20 protein-coding genes and 1 tRNA gene are annotated in these 23247 nt (G+C 62.0%); 8 read left to right on the top strand and 13 right to left on the bottom strand.

The features are described from left to right. The 4 genes from AC1RNA_RS05430 to AC1RNA_RS05415 all read right to left on the bottom strand — a co-directional run bounded on the left by AC1RNA_RS05430 (position 1) and on the right by AC1RNA_RS05415 (position 5266). Complete coding sequence (locus tag AC1RNA_RS05430) at positions 1 to 1626, bottom strand: FMN-binding glutamate synthase family protein (protein ID WP_040298103.1); 1626 nt, start codon at positions 1624 to 1626, stop codon at positions 1 to 3. 159 nt (positions 1627 to 1785) lie between these two features. Beyond that, positions 1786 to 1862 (bottom strand) — tRNA-Arg (locus tag AC1RNA_RS05425). 127 nt (positions 1863 to 1989) lie between these two features. Then, a complete protein-coding gene (locus AC1RNA_RS05420; RefSeq protein ID WP_492950424.1) occupies positions 1990 to 3006 on the bottom strand; it encodes an outer membrane protein in 1017 nt (338 codons plus the stop codon). Positions 3007 to 3304: 298 nt separating this feature from the next. Further along, positions 3305 to 5266 (bottom strand): methyl-accepting chemotaxis protein, encoded by a 1962-nt coding sequence (locus tag AC1RNA_RS05415; protein WP_009338269.1) that lies wholly within the window; start codon positions 5264 to 5266, stop codon positions 3305 to 3307. Positions 5267 to 5521: 255 nt separating this feature from the next. On the opposite strand from AC1RNA_RS05415, the gene AC1RNA_RS05410 reads away from it, so the two are divergent. Together AC1RNA_RS05410 and AC1RNA_RS05405 are read left to right on the top strand one after the other, a co-directional pair. Beyond that, positions 5522 to 5932 carry a VOC family protein gene (locus AC1RNA_RS05410; protein ID WP_009338271.1) on the top strand — a complete coding sequence of 137 codons (411 nt, stop codon included), beginning with the start codon at positions 5522 to 5524 and terminating at the stop codon, positions 5930 to 5932. 241 nt (positions 5933 to 6173) lie between these two features. Further along, positions 6174 to 6677, top strand: a complete 504-nt coding sequence (locus tag AC1RNA_RS05405; protein WP_009338272.1) for a hypothetical protein — start codon at positions 6174 to 6176, stop codon at positions 6675 to 6677. An 89-nt stretch (positions 6678 to 6766) separates the two neighbouring features. Here the strand turns inward: AC1RNA_RS05405 and AC1RNA_RS05400 are convergent, their stop codons facing one another. Beyond that, the gene (locus AC1RNA_RS05400) at positions 6767 to 9139 is read right to left on the bottom strand and encodes an efflux RND transporter permease subunit (RefSeq protein WP_009338273.1); all 2373 of its coding nucleotides are present in this window, start codon (positions 9137 to 9139) and stop codon (positions 6767 to 6769) included. 251 nt (positions 9140 to 9390) lie between these two features. Between AC1RNA_RS05400 and AC1RNA_RS05395 the strand changes: the two genes are divergently transcribed. The 5 genes from AC1RNA_RS05395 (at position 9391) to AC1RNA_RS05375 (ending at position 13069) form a co-directional block, all read left to right on the top strand. Beyond that, the gene (locus tag AC1RNA_RS05395; RefSeq protein WP_492950423.1) at positions 9391 to 9693 is read left to right on the top strand and encodes a DUF6496 domain-containing protein; all 303 of its coding nucleotides are present in this window, start codon (positions 9391 to 9393) and stop codon (positions 9691 to 9693) included. A 161-nt stretch (positions 9694 to 9854) separates the two neighbouring features. Continuing rightward, complete coding sequence (locus AC1RNA_RS05390; protein ID WP_009338276.1) at positions 9855 to 10451, top strand: YidB family protein; 597 nt, start codon at positions 9855 to 9857, stop codon at positions 10449 to 10451. Positions 10452 to 10491: 40 nt separating this feature from the next. Further along, positions 10492 to 10761, top strand: a complete 270-nt coding sequence (locus AC1RNA_RS05385; RefSeq protein WP_009338278.1) for a GlsB/YeaQ/YmgE family stress response membrane protein — start codon at positions 10492 to 10494, stop codon at positions 10759 to 10761. A 67-nt stretch (positions 10762 to 10828) separates the two neighbouring features. After that, complete coding sequence (locus tag AC1RNA_RS05380) at positions 10829 to 11578, top strand: thermonuclease family protein (RefSeq protein WP_492950422.1); 750 nt, start codon at positions 10829 to 10831, stop codon at positions 11576 to 11578. A 3-nt stretch (positions 11579 to 11581) separates the two neighbouring features. Then, positions 11582 to 13069: a M48 family metalloprotease gene (locus AC1RNA_RS05375; RefSeq protein WP_492950421.1), complete on the top strand. Its 1488-nt coding sequence runs from the start codon at positions 11582 to 11584 to the stop codon at positions 13067 to 13069. Positions 13070 to 13156: 87 nt separating this feature from the next. On the opposite strand, the gene AC1RNA_RS05370 is transcribed toward AC1RNA_RS05375, so the two are convergent. The 5 genes from AC1RNA_RS05370 to AC1RNA_RS05350 all read right to left on the bottom strand — a co-directional run bounded on the left by AC1RNA_RS05370 (position 13157) and on the right by AC1RNA_RS05350 (position 19360). Continuing rightward, a complete protein-coding gene (locus AC1RNA_RS05370; RefSeq protein WP_083801640.1) occupies positions 13157 to 14092 on the bottom strand; it encodes a CarD family transcriptional regulator in 936 nt (311 codons plus the stop codon). A gap of 217 nt (positions 14093 to 14309) precedes the next feature. Beyond that, entirely contained in the window at positions 14310 to 14648 is a 339-nt protein-coding gene (gene fdxA / locus AC1RNA_RS05365) for a ferredoxin FdxA (protein ID WP_009338285.1), read from the bottom strand. A gap of 92 nt (positions 14649 to 14740) precedes the next feature. Further along, positions 14741 to 15010 carry an RNA-binding S4 domain-containing protein gene (locus tag AC1RNA_RS05360; protein ID WP_040297828.1) on the bottom strand — a complete coding sequence of 90 codons (270 nt, stop codon included), beginning with the start codon at positions 15008 to 15010 and terminating at the stop codon, positions 14741 to 14743. Positions 15011 to 15019: 9 nt separating this feature from the next. Continuing rightward, the gene (locus AC1RNA_RS05355) at positions 15020 to 18205 is read right to left on the bottom strand and encodes a helicase-related protein (RefSeq protein WP_009338286.1); all 3186 of its coding nucleotides are present in this window, start codon (positions 18203 to 18205) and stop codon (positions 15020 to 15022) included. 318 nt (positions 18206 to 18523) lie between these two features. Continuing rightward, complete coding sequence (locus AC1RNA_RS05350; protein WP_009338288.1) at positions 18524 to 19360, bottom strand: DUF3108 domain-containing protein; 837 nt, start codon at positions 19358 to 19360, stop codon at positions 18524 to 18526. A 281-nt stretch (positions 19361 to 19641) separates the two neighbouring features. Here AC1RNA_RS05350 and rpmB point away from each other — a divergent pair, with 281 nt between their 5' ends. Beyond that, positions 19642 to 19935 (top strand): 50S ribosomal protein L28, encoded by a 294-nt coding sequence (rpmB, locus tag AC1RNA_RS05345; RefSeq protein WP_009338290.1) that lies wholly within the window; start codon positions 19642 to 19644, stop codon positions 19933 to 19935. Positions 19936 to 20074: 139 nt separating this feature from the next. Here the strand turns inward: rpmB and AC1RNA_RS05340 are convergent, their stop codons facing one another. The 3 genes from AC1RNA_RS05340 to AC1RNA_RS05330 all read right to left on the bottom strand — a co-directional run bounded on the left by AC1RNA_RS05340 (position 20075) and on the right by AC1RNA_RS05330 (position 23228). Beyond that, entirely contained in the window at positions 20075 to 21586 is a 1512-nt protein-coding gene (locus AC1RNA_RS05340) for a tripartite tricarboxylate transporter permease (protein ID WP_009338292.1), read from the bottom strand. A 51-nt stretch (positions 21587 to 21637) separates the two neighbouring features. Continuing rightward, a complete protein-coding gene (locus tag AC1RNA_RS05335) occupies positions 21638 to 22138 on the bottom strand; it encodes a tripartite tricarboxylate transporter TctB family protein (RefSeq protein WP_009338294.1) in 501 nt (166 codons plus the stop codon). A gap of 73 nt (positions 22139 to 22211) precedes the next feature. Continuing rightward, a complete protein-coding gene (locus AC1RNA_RS05330; protein WP_009338296.1) occupies positions 22212 to 23228 on the bottom strand; it encodes a Bug family tripartite tricarboxylate transporter substrate binding protein in 1017 nt (338 codons plus the stop codon). Between the last annotated feature and the right edge of the window lie 19 nt (positions 23229 to 23247).

Raw genomic sequence — 23247 nt, 5'->3', positions numbered from 1 at the left:
TCACACCTTCGGTGCGAACGTCTCGGCCTGCGCAAGCTCCCACGCTTCACCGAACCACGCGTTCTCGGTGCCGGACAGCAACTCGCCCGGCTGAAGCTGCGGGTAAAGCTGCGCGAACGACACCACCTCGTTGCCGGAAATGCGCTGCGAGAAATGGATCGGCCTGATCTCGCTGGGATGCTCGAGCCCTGCGGCCGCGATCAGTTCGGCGAGCGCGCGCACCATGGCGCCGTGATAATTCGCAACCCGCACCCTCTTGTCCTCGACCACCAGCGCGCGGCTACGCTGTGGATCCTGTGTGGCAACACCGGTCGGACAGCGGTCAGTATGACAGCTCAGCGACTGAATGCACCCCAGCGCGAACATGAAACCGCGCGCGGAGTTGCACCAGTCCGCACCGAGCGCCATTGCCCGCGCCATGTCGAAGGCGGTCGCGATCTTGCCCGATGCGCCGATGTGGATTCGCTCGCGGGCATTTATACCGATCAGTGCGTTATGGACGAAATTGACACCGTCGCGCATCGGCATGCCGATATGATCGGCGAACTCGATTGGCGCAGCGCCGGTGCCGCCTTCCTTGCCATCGACCACGATGAAATCAGGATAGATACCGGTCTGCAGCATCGCCTTGCAAATCGCGAGAAATTCCCATCGATGGCCGATGCACAGCTTGAAGCCCGCGGGCTTGCCGCCGGAGAACCTGCGCATCTCGCCGATGAATTGCATCAACCCCACGGGGGTGGAGAAGGCGCGATGATAGGCGGGCGAAATGCAATCCTCGCCCATCGCCACGCCGCGGATCAGAGAAATCTCCTCTGATACTTTCGCGGCCGGCAGCACACCGCCATGACCGGGCTTCGCGCCCTGGCTGATCTTGAGCTCGACCATCTTGATCTGGTCGTCGGACGCAACGCGCGCAAACGCTTCCGGATCGAATTGCCCGTCGCGGGTGCGACAGCCGAAATAACCCGAGCCGATCTCCCAGATGATATCGCCGCCATTCTCACGATGATACGGACTGACACCACCCTCGCCGGTGTCATGCGCAAAGCCGCCCTGACGCGCACCGGCATTGAGCGCGCGAATGGCGTTTGCACTCAACGCACCGAAGCTCATCGCCGAAATGTTGAAGATCGAAGCTGAATACGGTTTGGCGCATTCTGTTCCGCCGATAACGATGCGAAAGTCCGATTCCGCCGGCGCCTTCGGCGTGATCGAATGGTGCATCCATTCAAAGCCATCGGAATAGACATCCAGCTGAGTGCCGAAGGGCCGCTTGTCGAGTGCCATCTTCGCGCGTTGATAAACGATCGCGCGCGTGTCGCGGCTGAACGGCCTGCCATCTTTTTCGCTCTCGAAGAAATACTGCCGCATCTCAGGGCGGATTTTTTCGAGCAGAAAACGGAAATGCGCCGTGATCGGATAGTTGCGCAGCACCGAATGGCTCCGCTGCATCAAATCGTTGATGCCGATACAGGTGAAGCCGGCGAATATCGCGACCGCCACCCACAGGGCGGCGGGCAACTCTCCGTTCGCTAGGCCCGCGCCAAGCAGGACCAGCGTGGCGAGCGTGCAAATGGTGAGGAGGATGAAGCGTGGGGCGAAAGGTAGCAGCAGCGTCCGCATGTAGGCCTCGGAGAGAATCACAGGCATGCGAGATGACCTGAGAGCTTTTACCCTCTCATGGATCACGGCGTCACGGCAAAGAGCGATTGACCCCGGCGAAATGGCGCCCGAACCAGCAAATGGGCCTGATAACCACCTGGAGGGCCATATCAGGGTTCATGGCGATCCCGGGAAGACTCGAACTTCCGACCTACGGTTTAGGAAACCGTCGCTCTATCCGGCTGAGCTACGGGACCGGCGAGGCCGTTGATAGCAGAGGAGAGGCAGGGAGGCTACGGGGGACACCTCTGCCGGCGCAGGGCGAGGAATCCCGCCCTGCGCTCGCTGGACCATCGCAATGATCTAAACGCTGACACTACTCCGCTAGAAGCTGAAGCCGACGCCAGCCGCTGCCAGATGGTGAGACGTCCCGTCGAAGCTGGCCGTCCACGGACTCGTCGCAACATGTGTGGGATACACGGTCGAGCCAAAAACCTGATTCACCGCGCCGACATACAAATAGCGATACTCGCCGAACAGGTAAGCCCCGCTGTCGCCGAGGGGCATACGCGCACCAACCTTTGCCTGTGCCGCAAAAGTCCAGGCTGAGGCATCGGGGTTTGCATTGAAGTGGTTGATGCCTGGCTCCGCCGGATCGGTCTGAGTCGACGTGGCGCCCTTGATGGAGACATTGGCTGCTCCGATGCCGCCGCCGATATAGGGTGTGAAGCCCTGATAGGGCGTGCGGAAGCCGACAACCATATTCGCCAGAAGCACCGTGGTGCGGGCCGGGAAAGTGTCGCTGAAGGTGTGCTCGTCAAGCCGGGCTGTGGAATTCGCCAGTGTCGCACGTTGCTGGTTGCCTGCCAGATAGAACCCTTCGAGCTCCAGAGCCGGCTGCAAATATTTGCCATACGACCATTCATAACCGACATGCGCGCCACCGAACCCGACGCCACCGCTATTGATCCGCCCCCTGGCATCGACAGCCAGGGGCCCTCCCTGGGCCTCGGTGAAAAAGGCGGTGCCGGACTGACTGACGCTGGTACCGCTGCGACTGCCCCCACCACCGAAAACGCCAACATAGGCGCCGCGGCTGGATGCCGGCAAAACTGAAGCTCCCTTGGTGTACATCGCATAGGCCTGAGCCGGCGGAGTTGCCGCCACGGCGACGGCGTGTCCCGATGGCTTGGCTGCCGGTGCCGCCTGGCGGGCCCTTCTCAAAGTTTCGGCGTGCCGCTCCTGTTTCGCCTGCCTCAATTCGGCGCGCAGCTCGGAAATGGTCTGCTGCTGCGCTTTGAGCATGCGAAATAGCTCTGCATTGGATGGAATCTGCTCGGCATGTGCGGCACTCGCCGTCATCAAGCCTGCAGCCACGATGAAACACTTGCGCGCTGTCATTTGATTGCCCCTTTTGATCCCCGTTACCGCTGGCACTATGGAACTGGGCCGGAAACGCGCAAAGGCATCACGTTCTCAGCAGCGAGCGTTTCAGGTGCAAACTGCAGATTTCAAACGCAGTGTGGATTTTGGGCGACATGCGCCTGCATGCGCACTGGAGAAGACATCGCGCCAACGCGGGGACGAGAAGCGTTTGAGCCGGCCTATGAAATATCTCTGACGCTCAGCCTGCTTCCCGGAGACGGAAGACGCTGGCGGCGGCATAAGCGCCGCCAGCAAGGATTGGCAAAGTTGGTGATCAGGCCGCGCGGACTTCGTTGAGGAAGGCCTGGACCTGCTGCTTCAGCGTCTCGCCGTTTTCGGACAATGCCGACGCCGCATCGACCACGCGCCCGGCGGTAACGCCGGTCTCGCGCGCGGCATCGCGCACGCCTGCGATGTTGCTCGACACCTCGCTGGTACCTTCCGCCGCCTGGGAGACGTTGTTGGCGATCTCGCGCGTTGCCGCGCCCTGCTCCTCGACCGCCGACGCGATCGCGCTGGCGATCTCGTTCACCCGGCCGATCGTCTGCGTGATCTCGTCGATCGCATCGACCGAGGTGCGCGTGGCAGACTGGATCGCCGCCACCTGCGCCGCAATCTCGTCGGTCGCCTTCGACGTCTGGGTCGCAAGCTCCTTGACCTCGGACGCGACAACCGCGAAGCCACGGCCCGCATCGCCCGCGCGCGCCGCCTCGATGGTGGCGTTGAGCGCCAGCAGGTTGGTCTGCGCCGCGATCTCGCTGATCAGCTTCACCACGTCGCCGATCCGCTGCGCGGCCTGCGCCAGATCGCGAACGCCGGCATGGGTCTCATTGGCCTGCGCCACCGCATCGCCCGTCACCTTGGTCGATTCGTTGACCTGCTGGGCGATTTCATTGATCGAGGCGTTCATCTCCTCGATCGCCGCCGCAACCGCCTGCGAACTGCGCGACACATCTTCGGAGACGCGCGCCACGAGGTCGGTCTGGCTGGTCGCTTCCTCGGCGGTGCTGGCCATCGATTCCGCCGTCCCGCGCAGATCGACCGCCGACGAACTGACCGAGGAAACGATCTGGCCGACGCCTTCCTCGAACCGGGTCGCCAGTGCGTGCAGCGTCTGGCGCCGTTCCGCTTCGGACGCGGCGCGCTGCTCTTCCTGCGCGGCGCGCAGACGTCCGGTTTCCGCGAGGCTGTCCTTGAAGACCTCGACCGCAGCCGCCATGGAGCCGATTTCGTCGGCCCGCTGGGCGCCCGGCACCACAAGCTCATGATCGCCCGCGGTGATCGCGCGCATCGCCCCTTCAAGCGCGCGGATCGGCTGGGCAAGCCCGCGCCCGATCCATACCGAGACCAGACCGGCGAGAAGCACCGCGGCGAGTGTCATCAGCCCGAGCCACATCGCCGAGCTGTGCTTCAGCGCGGCATAAGCCGAGGCATCGCGCACAATTTCAAACACCGCAACAGGCTTGCCGGAATAGCTCTTGATCGGGCCGAAGGCGGTGCCGACAGGACGGCCCGCCTGCTCGCCTTGGCGCGTGAAGACTTCGCCGCTCAACGCGCGCTTGACGTCGTCCACGCTCGTCGCGGAATCCGTGAGCGTGGTCGCAAGCGTCTTCATCTTGTCGCCGTTCATTTGATGGATCGCGACATCGACGCCGAACCGCGCTTTCATGTTCTTCACAAAGGCGTCGCCAAAGGGTTCGCCGATATCGACATTGCCGATCACCTTGTCGCCATCGATCATTGGCGACGAACCGAACACGTTCAGGATTTCGCGACCCACCTCGACGCCGCCAATGGCTTTCTTGTCGGCCATCGCCTCGACCACCATTTTGCGGCGAGGCCCCACATCGTCTCCGAACACCTTCGGGGCATGAGCGCGCATGAAGGAGATCGAGGGCGGCGTCTGGATCGTGATCAGCTCAAGACCCAACGGCTTGATCTTATCCAGCACCTTCTGCGTCAGTGCGATCGTACCGTTACGGTCGCCGGCACTCACCAGCGCCTTGAGTTCGGGAATGACGGCGAGAGAATTTGCCACGGCAAGCGTCGTGCGCGTGTCCGCATCGAGAGCCGCCGTCAGGTTGGCGTAATCGGCGCGCGATTCGCGCTCCAGCGCCGTGTCGACCGTCGCCTGCTGGCGCCACAGGCCGAAGCCACCCAAAACCACACATGAAGCTGCGGCGACGAGAGAAATCGCCACCATGATGCGAACCGAAATGGACTTGAATTTCACCATTGCCCCCAACCATCCGATACAATGCCCGGCGACACAGTAGAGAAGGGGACTCAATAACGAATTAACGCCGTCAGCCTTGGACGAATTCAATTCGCGAGCCGATTCCATTTTTCAGAATTTGCACGACATGTAAGCTTCGTGATCGCTGATTTCCGGAATATGTCGTGAGGCGAGCGCCGCCGCACTGTTGCCAACCGATTCAAGGTTGCCGCAAAATTCGTCATCCCCCGGGCAGCCGTCAATTATGGAGATCACATGACAATCACCGTCGATGCGCTCGATCATCTCGTTGTCAATGTCACGGATGCCGTCGCATCCGCCGAATGGTATGAGCGCGTGCTCGGCATGGCCCGTGTCGTCTTCGACCCCGGACACGGCAAGGCCCCGCGCATTTCCATGCGGTTCGGGCGGCAGAAGATCAACCTGCGGCCAGTCACAACCGACAAGGTAGAATGGTTCACCGCCGATCACGAAGCTGCGGGCAGCGATGACCTGTGCTTCCTCACCTCCGCCGGGCCGGAGGCTGTCATCGCCCATCTGCGGGCCTGCGGCGTCGCCATCGAGGAAGGCCCAGTGAAAAAACAGGGCGCGCTCGGCACCCTCACTTCGGTCTATTGCCGCGACCCCGACGGCAGCCTGATCGAAATCTCATCATACGACGGATAGTTTTTCTCCCGGACGTCCGGGCCATGTAAAATCCTTTGAACCTTTTCCCGGTTCTGCCGACTTATGAGCATGGAGGCGAACCGGGAGCCTGCGACCCTTACCCCTTGGCGCTCCCGAGCCGGTTCCTATATCCTCCGGGCCAGTCATCCATGTGCTGCGGCCCAACTCACGTTGCGGCCTGAAACTAGCCATATCGGTTCGCGGAACAACAGCAAACACGTTCACTGCAGGAACTCGCCACATGATTCGTTTTTCAAGAACTTTGCCGGGCACTGTCGCCGCCGTCGTACTTGGCGCCGCGATGCTGTTGCCATGTTCGGCCAGCTACGCCGATGGCGGTGCGTTCGCCGATTATGCCGGCCACTGGTCCGGCAACGGCACGATCACCATTGCTTCCAACAACGGCACCAGCAACGAGCGGATCCGCTGCCGCGGACAATATACGACCAGCAGCGGCAATAATGTCGTGAACATCAATCTGCGTTGCGCGAGCGACAGCTACCGCTTCGACCTCGCAAGCGAAGTGCGCTCCAGTGGCGGCCAGTTAAGCGGCTCATGGACGGAAACGAGCCGCGGGGTGAACGGCAGCGTCGAAGGACGCGTATCCGGCGGACAGGTGACCGCTCTAGTGCAGACCAACGGATATGCCGCGACCTTCAACATCTCAACGCGCGGCAACAAGCAGTCGATCGCCATCGCCTCGAAGGGCGAACTGCGCGCGGTTAATATCTCGCTGACCAAATAAGCCTTCCGAACTGACAGTCAAAAAACATCTCCGGGCTTTCGGGCCCGGAGATTTTTCGTTTTGAAAACCTGCCTCAAACCGAACCTGCCTCACTCGGCGGGTTTCGGATCGGTGCGACGCTCGCCGCGCAACCGGTTCGACAGACTGATGAGGAACATCGCCGTCGGGCGCAGGATGAACAGGTCCGCGACCAGCGCGGCAATCATCGAGAAGGCGCTGAGCCAGCCGAACAGCCGCAGCGACGGCAGATCCGAAAACACCGTCACCACCAGTCCGCAGGCCAGCACCACCGTGGTCAGGATCAGCGCCGGCCCGACCAGCACCGTGGCGCGCTCCACCGCAAGCCCTTCATCCACGCCGGGCTGCTCCTCCAGCCGCAGACGATTGAGGAAGTGGATCGTCGCGGAAAGGCCCAACCCGAACGAGACGGTCAGCGCCACCACGCTGGCGAATTGCAGCCCCTCCCCCATCAGCCACAGCACCGTGCCGGACAGCACCACCGGGAAAATGCCGGGCAGGATGCTCACGAACATCACGGTGAGCGAACGGAACGCAAGGCCGATGAAGGCTGCTACCAGGCCGAACTCGATCGTCAGACCATGGTTGAGCTTGTCGATCATGCTGGCGCTGTTACGCGCCGCAATCGCCGACAGTCCGGTGACAGCTATCTGGTAACCCGGATGAGCTTGCCGCACCGCAGCCATCGCGGCATCGAGCTTGTTGACGGTCGGCAGGATCTGGCTGGAATCGAGATCCGGCACACGGCCCGAAACTACCACGGCATCATGATCGGGGGAGATGAAACGGCCGACCAGATGCTTCGGCAGCATGTCGACATATTCCTTGAGCGTGGCGACATCGGAGCGGCCCGCCTTCTCGGCAAGCCAGCGGCGCAGCGTTTCCAGCGACCACACATTGCCGACACCGGCCTGCTTCTCGACAATGCTGTGAACGTCAGCGATCACCTGCAAGGTCTGCGGCGAATACAGGCTTTCGCCTTTGGGGAATTCGATCAGCACATCGATTGGATTGGCGCCGGTCAGCTTGGCGTCGAGCCGGCTCGATGCCTCGACCGCCTGCTTTTTGTCCGGCACCTGATCGGCGAGACGATACCGCGGCTGCAAATGGGCGTAGATCGTGCCAAGGCCGACCACCACCAGCAGCGCGATCAGGCTGAAAAAGCCGGGCCGTCCGACCATGCGCACGGCAATCCAGCGGCAGAACGAGCGTAGTGCCTCGACGCCGGCGTCGGCGCCCTTGATCTTGGTGGCGAACACATTCTCCTTGCGCACCAGCAGCACGCCGAATACGGGCACCAGCGACAGCACCGCAACAAGCGCGATGATCGTCGCCAACAGCCCGGCTTCTCCGAATTTCCGGATCAGGTCCGAATCGGAAAATTGCAGCGCGATGAAGGACAGCGCCGCAGTGCCATGCGTCAGCACGCAGGCCGGGCCGACGACCAGCACGGCATTGCGGAACGCCGTGCGCTTGTCCTCGCCCGCGATCAGGCGGTCGCGCGCGGCGAAGGTGAGCTGCATCGAGTCGGCGAAACTGATCACCATGATGAGCGGCGTCATCACGTTCAGGAACATATTGAGGCTGAAGCCGAGCCAGCCGAGCGTACCGAGCGCCAACAGGATCGCCAGCAGCGGGGGAAACGCCGCCGCGACCATGAATGATATTCGCCGGAAGAACACGATAGCGATCAGGCAGCCCGCCAGAATTCCCGCGATGTTGTAGGTGAGGCCATCCCGCTCGACGGCATTGCGGATTTCGAGCTGCATGACCGGCACGCCGGACAACTGGCTTGTCAGTCCGGTCCCGGCAAGATCTTCGCTCATCAGCTTGCGGATGTCGCCAACGGTCTTGCCAAGACCCTTGCTGCTGACGACCTGCGGATCGAGCGCCAGCACCACAAGCGCCAGCGTGCCATCTTCGGACAACAGCTTGCCGCGAATGACCTCGTTGCTTCTGACCTTGGCAATGAAGTCCTGATACGCCTGCCCCTGCGGCAGCGTCTCAGGGAAAAGCGCCGCCGGCAGATTGCCGTTCTCGGGCGGCTGACGCGCGGAAAACAGCGAGATGATGCCGCGGGTGCCATCTACAAGCTGCAGGTCGGTGACGAGGTCGCGCAACTTCTCCAACGAGTTGCGCGCGAGTAGCGACTTGCCTTCGACCACCACCAGCACGTCGTATTCGCTGGAGGGGAAGCGCTTCGTCACCTCCTCATATTGCTTGTATTCGGGGGTGTCCGAGCGAAACAACTGGCTGAGCGAATCGTCGATCTTGATGCGCTGAAGGCCGAAGAATGCCCCGACGCACAAGGCAACCAGGATCACCAGCGACAGGACCGGCGCCTTGACTGCGATCAGGCCGATCCGCTCGAGGCCGAAGGCAATCGAAAAGTTACGGCGAGGGTCGGCCGGAACGGAAGAGGTGTTTGGCGGAGGAACGGTCATAGGTGATCCGGGTGACGATTGAGAACGGAATTCGGACGCGATCGATCAACGGCTGACGACGCAACTGCGAAACACTTCGATCTTCGCGGTGCGCCGCACGTTGATACCAGAGCGGTTCCACTCTCGCCAGCGGACATCCCCTCTCGACCTCTATCCTTGGGACCAAAGATACCTCGACTTGACGGCGAAATCTGGAAATTGGGAACCAGGCGGGAGCCTGCGGATTTTATTTCAACCAACAGGAGCATGACATGGCGAGAAAATACTCCAAGGGCGCAGCCCGCAAGGTTGAAAGCGCGATGAAGAAGCGCAAGGCCGGCACGCTCAAGAGCGGCCGCAGCGGAAAGAAGGTGAAGAGCCGCAAACAGGCGATCGCCATCGGGCTCTCCGAGGCACGCAAAGCAGGCAAGAAAGTCCCCAAGAAAAAGACCGGCCGTAAAGCGGCCAAAAAGAGCACCCGGAAAACCGCGAAGAAGGCCACTAGAAAGACGGCACGCAAGACTTCCAAGCGTCCGGTGCAAAAGCGCAAGGCAGCCCGCAAGCGCCGGCGCTGAGCGAAGTCTCGCTCCTGCCCCCTCCTCCAGTCGATGGTATCGACGTCTTGAAGGCGTCACACTGTCGTGGCGGCATTGTGCAAATTGTAGCCAGCCATTCCCTTGTCGGGTGTTTTAGTCGCACCTATCCTGAATGGAACTAGGTACCGAAGGAGGTTGTCATGGGTTTGCTTGATGTTCTCAACGGGATGCAGAATGGGCCGCGCGGCCCGAAAGACCCCACCGCCTCCGGCGGCATGTCGCCAATAACCATGGCAGTCCTGGCCCTGCTTGCCTACAAAGCCGTCAAGCATGTCACCGGCTCGACCGGCACGGCGACCGCGCCCACGGGCGGCAACTCAACCTTGCCCGGAAGCACGACTGCTCCAAGTGGGGGCATGGCGACCGGGGGCCTGAGCGGCGGCCTCGGGGGACTCCTGCAGGGCAATCTCGGTGGCGTACTCGGCGGCCTCTTGGCCGGTGGCGCGGCCGGCAGCGTGCTGAGCGGCGGCCTCAATGACCTGCTCAAACAATTCCAGGATGCGGGCCATGGCGACGCCGCCAATTCCTGGGTCGGGCCCGGCGCCAACAAACAGATTTCATCGGGCGATCTGGCGAGCGCACTCGGCGCCGACCAGATCAACACACTGACCACCCAGACCGGTCTGTCACGCGATGAACTGCTCGAAGGACTGGCGCAGCAGCTCCCGAACATCATCCATCAGCTCACGCCCGATGGCCGGCTGCCGAACGCACAGGAAGTGTCGCGCTGGCTGTAAGCCAGCTGTGTCTCCCCGTCTTTTGCAAAAGGAATTCGCAATGCTCTACATCATTCTGGTCGGGTTCGTTGCCGGCATCCTAGCGCGCTTTTTGTCTCCCGGCCCAAACAACCCGTCAGGATTTATCCTGACCACCGTGCTCGGCATTGTCGGCGCCTTCGTCGCAACATGGATCGGTCAGGCGATCGGTCATTACGGTCCCCATCAAGGCGCGGGATTCATCACCGCAACGATCGGCGCGCTGCTGGTGCTGTTCATCTGGAACAGGCTCGTTGCCCGCGGTGTGATTTCCGATCCGGGCAATCGCTGACATCATGCGCGCCGGCGTCTCAACGATCTGCCGGCGCATTTTCTTTTTTCTTGCCACGATATCGAGCGTGACGCTTGCGGGCGCAGCCGCGCAAGCGGCTTGCGACAGTCCCCTTCAGGGCGAGGGACAGGTATCCGCCATTCTCGATGCCCGCACGCTGCGGCTTGACGATGGCCGCGAGGTTCGCCTGAGCGGAATCGAAGTTCCGAAGTCTGCCGAGATTGCGGGCACGGCATGGCTTCGCGAACATGCCCTCAGGCAAAAGATCACCTTGCGCGGCATCGATGATGCACCGGACCGCTACGGGCGGCAGCATGCATTCGCGCTGCTCGACGGCAGTGAGATGACATTGCAGAGCGCGCTCGTCGGGGAAGGACACGCCATCGTATCAGCCAGTCCCCGCGATAGGACCTGCACGGCGGAATTGAGGGAGGCGGAATCACGTGCCGAGGGTTCCCGGCTCGGCGTCTGGTCACAGCCCGCCTTCGTTCAGGAGGCTGCCGCGACAGCCGGTATCTTGAAATATATTGGCCGTTTTGCCCTCGTTGAGGGTACAATATTATCCGTCCGGCAGGCTGGCGCGACGGTTTATCTGAATTTTGACCGGCGGCGGATTCAAGGCTTTGCCGTGACCGTTTCCCGTCGCATGATGGCGAGCTTTGCGGCTGCGGGAATGACCCCCGCCACGTTGCAGGGGAAGCGGGTTCGGGTCCGGGGATGGATCTCGCAGCATGGCGGGCCGCGCATGGAAGCGAGGCTCCCCAGCCAGATCGAGTTCGTCAGCGACACAAGGACGGCTGCGGCCGGAGGCAAATAACGCGTGGGACGACAGGCGCTGACGCACCATGATGGAGCAGGCCGCTTCGCGGCAGCGGCTGTGCTGTGCCTTGCGCTCGGAATGAGCGCCTGTACCGACATGGGCCGCTTCCAGGTCTCAGGCAACGAGAAGCCGCCACCAACCATCAAGGCGACACGCCCCTCCCCGGAAACCAGCGCGACCGACCGCGAGCATCAGCGCATCCTCGCCTCCTATGGCGGAGCCTATAACGATCCGAAACTTCAGGCCCTGATCACCAAGGCGGTGGATCGCCTCGTCGCGGCTTCCGACCGGCCGGACTTCTCCTATCGGGTGACGATCCTCAATTCAGGCGCGGTGAATGCCTTCGCACTTCCGACGGGCCAGCTTTACGTCACACGCGGATTGCTCGCGCTGGCGAGCGACACCTCGGAATTGTCCAGCGTGCTGTCGCATGAAATGGCGCATGTGCTCGCCAAGCACGCCTCGATCCGCGAGGAACAGGCCAAGCGCGCCGCCCTCGTCAACAATATGGTCGGCGAAGTGGACAGCGGCGACGCCAACATGCAGGCGCTGGCGCTGGCAAAAACCAAACTGACGATGGCGAGCTTCTCGCGCGCGCAGGAGTTCGAAGCCGATGCGATCGGCGTAGCACTTGCGGCGAAGGCCAATTTCGATCCCTACGGCGCGGCCCGCTTCCTCTCGGCGATGGAGCGCAATGCCGCGCTGAAGACATCGCACACCGCGGACCCTCGCTCGCAGGATTTCCTGTCCTCTCATCCGGCAACGCCCGAGCGCGTGGAGAATGCCGAAACCAGCGCCAAGCAATATGCCGCGTCAGGCAGCCATGAGCGCGACCGCAACGCCTATCTCAGCGCGATCGACAATCTTGTCTACGGCGAAGACCCCAGCGAGGGCTTCGTGCGCGGACGGCGCTTCCTGCATCCCAAGCTCGGCTTCACCTTCGTCGCACCCGAGGCCTATACGCTCGACAACACCGCGCAGGCCGTGGTCGGCGTCCGCGAGGGCGGCACGCAGGCGCTGCGGTTCGACGTGGTGCGTGTGCCGCAGGAATTGCCGCTGTCGTCCTATCTCAATTCCGGCTGGATGGAGAACGTCGACAAAAGCTCCGTCGAGGAAAGCACCATCGGCGGCTATCCTGCCGCGACCGCAGCCGCCAGCAGCGATCAGTGGCAATTCCGCATCTACGCGCTGCGTGTCGGCGGCGATGTCTATCGTTTCATTTTCGCGGCGAAGGACAAGACGGGAGATGCCGAGAAGTCGTTCCGGGAGACGGTCAATTCGTTCCGCCGCCTGACTCTCGCCGAAATCCAGGCGGCCCGGCCGCTGCGCGTCAAGATCGTCTTGGTGAAGCCCGGTGACACCGTGGAATCGATGTCGCGGCGGATGCAGGGCGTCGACCGCCCGCTGGAGCGTTTCCGGATCATCAACGGTCTGGACCAGCGCGCGGCGCTCAGGCCGAACGACCGCGTCAAGATCGTCGTGGATTGAAGCCCCCACAAGCGGCTTTCATTTTCTGCGAGGCAATAAAAAACCCGGCCGCGAGGCCGGGTTTTTAAATCGATCGGATGGCTGCACTCAGGCCGCCTCGTCCTCGCTGAGGGAATCGTCGTCGTCGCCATCGTCGTCGGAGGCTTCGCCCACCGCATCGGCACTGGCTTCCGCCTTGGCCGCACCGCGGCGCGGACTCTTGGCGAGATTGGCTTCGACTTCCTTGACCGCTTCGGTCTCGGTGATGTGCTGCACCACCGCGATCTCGCGCGACAGGCGATCGAGCGCCGCTTCATAAAGCTGGCGTTCGCTGTAGGACTGTTCGGGCTGCGACTCCGAGCGATAAAGATCGCGCACGACTTCGGCGATGGCGACGATGTCGCCCGAATTGATTTTCGCTTCGTATTCCTGCGCGCGGCGCGACCACATCGTCCGCTTGATGCGCGCACGGCCCTTCAACGTCTCCAGCGCACGCTTGACGAGTGCAGGGTCCGACAGCTTGCGCATGCCGACATTGATGACCTTCGCGGTGGGCACGCGCAGCGTCATCTTGTCCTTGATGAAGCTGATAACGAACAGCTCCAGCGTCGCACCCGCGATCTCCTGCTCCTCGATCGCAAGAATCTGACCGACGCCGTGCGCCGGATAGACGACGAATTCATTGGTCTTGAAGCCCTGGCGCTGCGTCAGAACCTTCTTCGGTTCCTCCACCTTCGCCACCGGCTTGGCGGCCGGCTTCACCACCGGCTTCGGCGCAGCCTTCGCGGCGGGTTTGACGGGGGCCTTGGCAACCGGCTTGACGGCCGGTTTGGTTTTGGCAGCGGCCGGCTTCGCCGCTCCCTTGGCAGGGGACTTCGCGGCAGGCTTGGTGGTCTTCTTTGCTGGCATTACACTTCTTTTGCTTTTTGAGGTGCTGGCTGCCACGGCGGCAGCCTTCTTGCCGGAGGCGCCACGGGCGGGCGTCTTGCCGGAGTGCTTGTCTTTGGTTGCTTTGGTTTTGTTATGACGCGATTTGTCTGCCACGGCGCCTTGCGTGGAACCGCCACGCCCCTGATCGACCCGGTTGCCCTTCGACGCCGGTATCCGGAAGCGGACAAGGCGTGAACAACCGACGGAATGTGCCAATAATAGCACATTTTCCGCAAAAATCAAAGGTTTATGGACAGTTGAGGTGTATCGATACCGTCGCCGGAAGGTGCGCCACCAACTACGGTTAAGAGGATTCCGTGCTTGGGCCGTTTCAGTCCCCGGTGCCGGGGTTGGGCGAGAAATAATTATCGAACTTGCCCTCGGCCCCATCGAACTCCTTGGCGTCGGCAGGCGCGTCCTTTTTCTGGGTAATATTGGGCCAGGTCTTGGCGTATTCGGCGTTCACGCCGAGCCATTTCTCCAGATCGGCCTCGGTATCGGGCTTGATCGCTTCCGCCGGGCATTCCGGCTCGCACACGCCGCAATCGATACATTCGTCCGGATGGATCACGAGCATGTTCTCGCCTTCGTAGAAGCAGTCGACGGGACACACCTCAACGCAGTCCATGTATTTGCACTTGATGCAATTTTCGGTGACGACGTAAGTCATCCAGATCTCCGGAACCTTTCTAAATTCGGGTGTTGGCCTAGCGCAGGATATGCAGCGCCGCAAGAGAATGAAGCCTCTGCTATCGCAGATAGTTACTTCTCTTTCCCGTTCAATTCGTCATAGAGGCTCTGCGCTGATGGCGCATCGCCTCGCCGTTCGCTGAAAGCGGCGACCCTCAAGATACGGACCCGCGTATCGAGCACCACCGTCAGCACATCACCGGATTTCAACGCATGGCCGGGTGAAGTCTGCCGCAGGCTGTTGAGACGGACCCGGCCACCCGACACCAGTTTCGCCGCATCGCCACGCGTGCGCACGATCCGTGCATGCCATAGCCATTTGTCGAGACGCTGGCGATCCAAATGCGCGTGTCAGTCCTTGCGATTGCCGAGTTGTTCCTTAAGCGCGGCGAGCTTGGCGAATGGCGAGTTCGGATCGGCCACGCGCTCGCGCTCACGCGGCGCGCTGGTCGCGAAGGTGCGGAAGTTTGAACCGTTGTCCTTGCGGTCACGGCCCTCGCGCTTGCCCTCGAACTTGCCTTTGCCCTTGAAGCGCTGATGTGGACGATCGCCGCGCTCCTCGCGCGGACCACGCGCCTGAGCGCCCTCTCCTTCCGGACGCGGCTTGCGGTCTTCCCGCGCACGATCGCGGTGATGGCGACGCGGTCCACCCGAACGCTCGGCCTTGTCTCCCGCCTCGGCAGTTCCTCCCTCCGGCGTCGCCGCGCGCGGCTGGTGGCGGTGATGACGGTTGCGATCATGGTGATGACGGCGCTCGTCGTGGCGACCCGCAGGACGCCACACTTCGACAAGCTCCGGCTCCGCAGGTGTGGCGGCGGGTACAGTTCCGTCGGACGAAGCAGCTTCTACGGAAGTTGCTGCCGTATCGGGCTGCGATGTTTCCACGCCTTCTGCGGCAGGCGTTTCCTCACTTGCCGGTTCAGCCTCTGCCGGTGCGAATGCGACTTCCGGCAACTTCGTAGCGCTCGCGAGATCGACGGCGGTCTCTGCCGCCACCTCGGCCTCCACTGACGCAGTCTCGACAGCAGCAGTTTCGGTTGCCGCTTCGGGGGTGGCATCTGCCTGCAAAGCAGCGGATTCGGTTTCGGTCGCGGCAGTGGCAGGTGTTTCCGCAGGCTTTGGCTCCTCCGGCAACGGCGCGCGGCGGTCCATGCGATAGCCGAGCGAGCGCAGCACGGAGGCAAAATCCTCACCTGCTGAACCGGTGAGCGATGTCATCGCCTGCGTGACCGTGAACGAGCGGCCGTCGAACGCACCTGCGGGCCTCTCCGCGCCGGTGCCGGGACGCCACGACAGAGCGGGACGAATAAGATCGGCCAGCCGCTCGAGAATATCGACGCGGACCGCGCGCTCACCCGCGAGCTTGTAGCCGAGCACACGATAGGCATCCTGCGACAACGCCTTGTCCGCCGGGAATGATGTACGGCCCGAGGCCCCGAGATGCTGCGCGCCGCCAAGCGCGTTCATGTCAATCTCGTCCTGCTTCAGCGCCCACAACAGCGACGCCAGCGTGCGTGCACCGGGCTTCAAGAGCGCCGGGAAGAAAATATGATAGGCGCCGAACCGCACGCCGTATTTGCGCAATGTTGCGCGCGACGGCTGATCGAGATCCTTCATCTCGGCCGCGATCTTCGGCCGCTCCAGCACGCCGAGCGCCTCGACGAGTTGGAAGGCGATGCCGCGCGCGATGCCGGTGACATCCTCGGCCTTCGAGAGGTCGAACATCGGCCCGAGAATCTTTTCGACATGGGTCTTGAACCACAGATCGAGCCGCGCCTGTACCGCATCGCGCGATGCCCCGGTGAGGCGCTCGTCGGCAATGATGCGGATACGCGGATGCAACACATCGTCCGCGGCGGTGAGCTTGCCGACCGCATCGCCGGTCCAGCGCAGCGTGCCATCGGAGGCCAGCGCGAACTGATCGTCGGCAGCCGCAGAGAGCTTCTCCGCGCGCGCATCGATCTCGCCCGCCAGCGCCTTGAGCGCGGTGGCCTGCAACGCCTTCGCCTCGGATCCCGCCTCGGCGGCATCTGGCGCAAACATGAAGCCATCGAGGCGGCCGATCACATGGCCCTCAACGGTGACTTCGCCGGTCTTTCCAATTTCAGTCGTCAACATCGTGTTTTCCCGCAAGCGGCGCATCAATACACTGGTCCGGCGATCAACGAAACGCTCAGTTAGCCTCGAATGCAGTGCATCAGACAATTTATCCTCCACCGCACGGGTGGTTTCCTGCCAATAAAGGGGGTCGGAGAGCCAGTCGGGGCGGTTGGCGGCAAAGGTCCAGGTCCGGATTTGTGAAATCCGCGCGGACAAGGTGTCGATATCGCCGTCGATCCGGTCCGCCTGCGCCACCTGGGTCGCGAACCATTGATCCGGAATCCGGCCCTTGCGCATCAGAAAGGTAAACAGCGCCGTGACGAGTTCGGCATGAGCGGCGGGCGATAATTTCCGGTAATCGGGAACCAGACAGGCCTCCCATAGCTTCTCGACCGCATCTGCATCCACCGCCATGTCGCGCACTTCAGGGTCGCGCGACGCATGATCGAGCACGCGCTGGTCTTCGCCGAGCGGCGAGCGCGTCAATGCCTCGTGTCCCGGTGCCGCCGCGAGCGACACCTGCAACGCCGCGAGCGACGAGAAGTCGAGCGCGGTGTTCCTCCATTGCAGCATCTTCACGCTGTCGAAGGTGTGATTCTGCAACGCGTTCACCAATTCCGGCTCGAACGGCGCGCAGCGTCCTGTCGTTCCGAACGTACCATTGCGCGTAGCGCGGCCCGCACGGCCCGCGATCTGGGCGAATTCGGCGGGCGTCAGACGGCGGAACTGATAGCCGTCATATTTGCGGTCCGATGCAAAGGCGACGTGATCGACATCGAGGTTGAGGCCCATCCCCACCGCGTCCGTGGCAACGAGATAATCGACATCACCGGACTGGAACATCTCCACCTGCGCGTTGCGGGTGCGTGGGCTCAGCGAACCCAGCACCACCGCCGCGCCGCCATGCTGGCGCCGGATCAGTTCGGCGATGGCATACACTTCATCTGCGGAGAACGCGACAATCGCGGTGCGGCGCGGCTGGCGCGTAATCTTGCGGTCGCCCGCGAATTCCAAAAGCGACAATCGCGGCCGCGTCACGATATTCGCGCCGGGCAACAGCCGCTCAATCAAAGGCCGCATCGTCGCGGCGCCGAGCAGCAGCGTCTCGTCGCGGCCGCGCCGATGCAGCATGCGGTCGGTGAAGACATGGCCACGTTCGAGATCGGCCGCGATCTGGATTTCATCGACCGCGAGAAACGACACATCAAGATCGCGCGGCATCGCCTCGACGGTCGATACCCAATAGCGCGCCTTCGGCGGCTTGATCTTCTCCTCGCCGGTGATCAGCGCCACGGAGTCCGCGCCGACGCGCGCGGCGATCTTGTTGTAGACCTCACGCGCGAGAAGCCGCAGCGGCAGGCCGATCATCCCCGAGGAATGCGCAAGCATCCGCTCGATCGCCAGATGCGTCTTGCCGGTGTTGGTCGGGCCCAACACGGCCGTCACCCCTGCGCCGGGCGCCCGATCTGGCCGAAGATGAGTGGTTGAAGGAGAGGAGTGTTTCACAACGCGACGCTTTTCGGCTCGGAATGCCTTGAGAATTCAGGATTGGAACGAGTCCGGAACGAAAGCAGCCCGAATCGCTGACTCATGTCGTGTCCGGCTTCGTTCACCGCAAGATGTCGTGTGAGCAGTATTGCTCTGCCACCAGATCGCGGATTCCGGGGCGATGAATTGAGCGTAACACGCGGCGATTCCTTAATTGCACGGAGGACTCCGTTTGCCCTGTGAGTCAAGCCATCGCGAGGCGAGAATCTAGTTGGCGCGCTTCGATGCCTGCGACTGCGCTGCGGTGTTGAATTCGGTCGCCTGCACCATACCAAGGCCAATGGGTGTCGGAATCCGCACCCGCACCGGCACCATCACCCGTGTGCCCGCGATCGGCGCAAGCGCCACATCCATGTCCTGGCGCTTGACCAGATATTTGATCGCCGCGCGCGACGGCACATAGCCCGCCAGCGGTTTGAAGCTCACCGAACAGACGACCGTCGAAAGCCTTGCGCCGTTGGCCAGCGTCACCGTCTCCAGCGCCTTGAAGGCGAGCTGCAGATCGTAGCGCATCCGCCCGTCGAAGATCGCCGCCCCGGTGGCGCAGCCTTGCGGGCTGGGCAGTTCGTCCTTGCCCGGCGCTACAAACATCACCCCCGACATCGGGTCGCTCACGCTGCGCCGCTGGGCATCCATCACCGGAATACGATCCGGCGTCGGAGGCGGTTCAGGCTCGATGGTCGAAGCCGTCACGCGCTCACCGGCAAAGGCGATCCGGATGGTCTCGTTCTTCTTGCCGTAGAACACCGAGCTCAGATAGGCCTCCGGCACCAATCGGCCCGCGAGCACCTTGCCTTGCGCAGATCCCGTGCCGTGCCCGCCGCCGATGGCCTTGACGAGCCCCGTGGTGCCGCCGGACGTCAATCCCGAATAATCCTTGTCACCGATCACGATCGTCCAGTTGCCCTTGCCGATGACGATTCCGCTCAAGGTCGCCTGATATTTGGCGTCCAGCCGGCCCTGCGCATGAGCAGGGCCGCTCAGAAGAAGCATCGGCGCGACGTAAAGCAGCCGGCTCCAGAGGCCTCGATCGAAAAAATCCATCAAATGAGAGTCCTGATCCGTCCGGGCAATGCGTCACCGCCGGCAACAAAATCGGGAACCGGCAAAAGCATTGTCTTCCGCTTGATTGCGCCGATTATATGTTGGGAAATGCTTGGCTTTGTTCATAAAATCGCTATTCTCCCGGCGTTTTCGGGCATTTCGGCGCCTCCGCCGTCTTGACGCTGAGCCACCCTCCGACTATACGTCCGCGGTTCCTGAAATGGACGGTAGCAACCCCCGCGCGGGCCTTTTCTGGCTCCGGGAGACACAAGGATTTCGCCATGTCACGGCGCTGCGAGTTGACGGCCAAGGGGCCGCAGGTTGGCCACAGGGTCAGCCATTCGAACATCAAGACCAAGCGCCGGTTCCTGCCGAACCTGTGCAACGTCACGCTGATCTCCGAGACGCTCGGCCAGTCGGTGCGCCTGCGGGTGTCCACCAACGCGCTGAAGAGCGTCGACCACAATGGCGGCCTCGATGCCTTCCTGCTCAAGGCCAATGTGGCGACCCTGTCGCCGAAGGCCGCTGATCTGAAGCGTCAGATCGAGAAGAAGAAGCTCGCCGCAGCGAACTGAGCCTGGACAAGGCGGCCTCTGCGCTTCGATAGCCTGCAGACAGCATTAAAAAAAGCCGGATCGTTCGATCCGGCTTTTTCGTTGTTGGTGGCATTTGATCCTCCCGAGGCTTTCGCCTCGAGAGGAGATTGAGTGCAGATCAGGCCGCAGCCTTCGCCGGCTTGCGGAGCTTCGCCCAGAGGTCAGAGATCACACCCCAGAACAGGGCGACGAGACCCAGAACCATGATCGTCGAGACCAGCCCGTTCGAGAAGAAGACGCTGAGGTGGCCGCTCGAGGCCAACAGCGACTGACGGAACGCTTCTTCCGCCTTGTCGCCGAGCACGATGGCCAGAACCATCGGCGCGAGCGGATAACCCGTCTTCTTCATGAAGTAACCGACGATGCCGAAGATGAGCATCAGGATCACGTCGAAGCTGGAGTTGTGCACTGTGTAGGCACCAATCGCGCAGATCACGAGAATGACCGGAGCGATGATGCTGAACGGGATGCGCAGGATCGCCGCGAACAACGGCACGCAGGTCAGCACCAGGATCAGGCCGACGAGGTTGCCGAGGTACATGGAAGCGATCAGGCCCCAGACGAAGTCCGGCTGTTCGACGAACAGCAGCGGTCCCGGCTGCAGACCCCAGATCAGGAGACCGCCGAGCAGCACCGCAGCCGTCGGCGAACCCGGAACGCCGAGCGCCAGCATCGGCAGCAACGCGGAAGTGCCCGCGGCATGCGCCGCAGTTTCCGGTGCAACCACGCCTTCGATCTCGCCGTTGCCGAAATTATGGCCACGCTTCGAGATGCGTTGGGCGATGCCGTAGCTCATGAACGAGGCCGGCGTCGCACCGGCGGGCGAAATGCCCATCCAGCAGCCGATCAGGCAGGAGCGCAGCGACACCATCCAGTAGCGCGGAAGCTCCTTCCAGGTCTGCCAGACCACTTTCGGATTGATGCCCGCAGCCTTGCCCTTGAACGCGAGGCCTTCTTCCATCGTGAGAAGAATCTCACCGATGCCGAACAGGCCGATAACCGCGATCAGGAAGTCAAAGCCGTTGAGCAGGTCGGTGAAGCCGAACGTCAGGCGCAACTGGCCGGTGACGCTATCGAGACCGACTGCCGCCAGCGCGAAGCCGATCATCATCGAGGCGACCGTCTTGAACGGCGGTTCCTTACCCATGCCGATGAAGCTGCAGAAGGCGAGGAAGTACACCGAGAACTTTTCAGCCGGACCGAATTCGAGAGCGAACTCTGCGACCAGCGGCGCCACCAAGGTAATGACGATGACCGCGAACAGCGCACCGACGAACGACGAGGTGAAGGCTGCAGTCAACGCCTCACCCGCGCGGCCCTGCTGGGCCATCGGATAGCCGTCGAATGTCGTGGCCACCGACCACGGTTCACCGGGTATGTTGAACAGCACCGACGTGATGGCTCCGCCGAACAACGCTCCCCAGTAAATGCAGGAGAGCATGATGATCGCGCCGGTCGGCGTCATGCTGAAAGTCAACGGCAGCAGAATTGCGATGCCGTTGGCGCCGCCTAGTCCCGGCAGCACGCCGACGATCACACCAAGCAAAATGCCTATGATCATCAGCAGAATATTGGATGGCTGTAACACGACGGCAAAGCCGTGAAACAGATTGGCGATATCTGCGAGCATGGACGTTTTCCTACCTAAATCTCTTTTATCGTTTCGAGCGCACTGCTCGCGTCACAGGCCGAGCCAATACTCGATCGGGCCCTTCGGCAGCGGAACGAGAAACCACTTTTCAAACATGAAGTAGATTCCGACCGGCACGCCCACGCCGTACAGGACTGCCTTGTACAGTGGGTATTTACCGAGCCACATCATGAAGCCGCCGATCAGCACCATCGATGCGATATAGATGCCGGTGTAGGGCAACACGAAAACATACACGGCGGTCGGAACAATCACCGCCAGCACCTGCTTCAGCTGATACCAGGTGGCAAACTCGCGCTCGCCATCGATGGTGCGGGCGCTGTTCAGGTTCATCAAGCTCGACAGCACGATGATGATACCGAGATAGAACGGGAAGAAGCCGGACTTCGGACCTTCGGCGCCCCAGCCGATGCCGACCTGCATGCTTCCTATAATTGTGATGAGGCCAAAAATGATGCAGGCAACGGCAACACCCATCTCCACGGTGCGATGAGCCGGGCCGCCCGACTGGTCATGTGATGCTTCGCTCATTGAGTCGAATCCTTGCGCGGAAAGAGTTCGCCCGGCGAACAGTCATGTTCGCCGGGTTCACAGTTGTGATGATTTACTTCTTCGCGATGAAACCCGCGTCCTTCATCAGGGTCTCGTGGGTCTTCTCAGCATTGTCGACCCACTTCAGGTACTCAGCACCGCTGAGGGCGGTCTGGTTGAAGGCACCGTCCTTCATGAGCTGGGCCCATTCCGGAGTCTCGCGCACCTTCTTCATCAGGTCGACATAGTAGGCGACCTGCTCCGGCGTTGCGCCGGGAGCCATGAAGAAACCACGCAGCATCAGGTATTCAACGTCCAGGCCCTGCGACTTGCAGGTCGGGATGCTGGACCAGGCCTGATCACCCGCCACCTTGTCGTTGTAGGCGAGCGTCTTGCTGTCGAACACGCAGAGCGGACGCAGCTTGCCACCGCGCCACTGCGCCACGGCTTCGATCGGGTTGTTCACGCTGGAGTCGATGTGATTGCCGACGAGCTGAACGGCAACTTCGCCACCGCCCTTATAGGGGATGTAGGTGAGCTTCTTGCCGGTCGCCTTTTCAAGCGCGACGGTGATGATCTGGTCTTCCTGCTTCGAACCGGTGCCGCCCATGCGGAACTGGCCATCCGGCGCAGCCTTGATCGCGTCGATGTATTCCTTCGCGGTCTTGTACGGCTTGTCCGCATTCACCCAGAGGATGAATTCATCCAGCGCCATCATCGTGACCGGGGTGAGATCCTTGTAGGAGAAAGGAATACCCGTCGCGAGCGGCGTGGTGAACAGGTTCGACAGCGTGATAATCAGCTTGTGCGGATTGTTGCGCGAACCCTTGACGTCGAGGAAGCCTTCGCCACCCGCGCCGCCCGATTTGTTCACGACGATCATCGGCTGCTTCATCAGATTGTGCTTGCTGATGATGCCTTGAACGACGCGCGCCATCTGGTCGGCGCCGCCGCCCGTGCCTGCCGGCACGACCAGTTCAACAGGACGCGTAGGCTCCCACGCCGCCATTGCAGACATCGGCGCCAGCCCGAAAGCAGCAGCACCGAGCAATGCGGCAAGGGCATAACTCGTCTTCGTACGTACACTCATGCATATCCTCCCTGAAACA

This window comes from Afipia sp. GW821-FHT14H12, from assembly GCF_058803465.1.
This window is presented reverse-complemented; position numbering and strand designations above follow the sequence as displayed.

Excerpts from the sequence above, each read along its gene's own strand:
- AC1RNA_RS05415 (WP_009338269.1), bottom strand. The coding sequence starts at position 5,266 with ATGGTGAAATTCAAGTCCATTTCGGTTCGCATCATGGTGGCGATTTCT.
- AC1RNA_RS05430 (WP_040298103.1), bottom strand. The coding sequence starts at position 1,626 with ATGCGGACGCTGCTGCTACCTTTCGCCCCACGCTTCATCCTCCTCACC.
- AC1RNA_RS05410 (WP_009338271.1), top strand. The coding sequence starts at position 5,522 with ATGACAATCACCGTCGATGCGCTCGATCATCTCGTTGTCAATGTCACG.
- AC1RNA_RS05390 (WP_009338276.1), top strand. The coding sequence starts at position 9,855 with ATGGGTTTGCTTGATGTTCTCAACGGGATGCAGAATGGGCCGCGCGGC.
- AC1RNA_RS05350 (WP_009338288.1), bottom strand. The coding sequence starts at position 19,360 with ATGGATTTTTTCGATCGAGGCCTCTGGAGCCGGCTGCTTTACGTCGCG.
- rpmB (WP_009338290.1), top strand. The coding sequence starts at position 19,642 with ATGTCACGGCGCTGCGAGTTGACGGCCAAGGGGCCGCAGGTTGGCCAC.
- AC1RNA_RS05395 (WP_492950423.1), top strand. The coding sequence starts at position 9,391 with ATGGCGAGAAAATACTCCAAGGGCGCAGCCCGCAAGGTTGAAAGCGCG.
- AC1RNA_RS05400 (WP_009338273.1), bottom strand. The coding sequence starts at position 9,139 with ATGACCGTTCCTCCGCCAAACACCTCTTCCGTTCCGGCCGACCCTCGC.
- fdxA (WP_009338285.1), bottom strand. The coding sequence starts at position 14,648 with ATGACTTACGTCGTCACCGAAAATTGCATCAAGTGCAAATACATGGAC.
- AC1RNA_RS05340 (WP_009338292.1), bottom strand. The coding sequence starts at position 21,586 with ATGCTCGCAGATATCGCCAATCTGTTTCACGGCTTTGCCGTCGTGTTA.
- AC1RNA_RS05335 (WP_009338294.1), bottom strand. The coding sequence starts at position 22,138 with ATGAGCGAAGCATCACATGACCAGTCGGGCGGCCCGGCTCATCGCACC.
- AC1RNA_RS05385 (WP_009338278.1), top strand. The coding sequence starts at position 10,492 with ATGCTCTACATCATTCTGGTCGGGTTCGTTGCCGGCATCCTAGCGCGC.
- AC1RNA_RS05405 (WP_009338272.1), top strand. The coding sequence starts at position 6,174 with ATGATTCGTTTTTCAAGAACTTTGCCGGGCACTGTCGCCGCCGTCGTA.
- AC1RNA_RS05330 (WP_009338296.1), bottom strand. The coding sequence starts at position 23,228 with ATGAGTGTACGTACGAAGACGAGTTATGCCCTTGCCGCATTGCTCGGT.
- AC1RNA_RS05420 (WP_492950424.1), bottom strand. The coding sequence starts at position 3,006 with ATGACAGCGCGCAAGTGTTTCATCGTGGCTGCAGGCTTGATGACGGCG.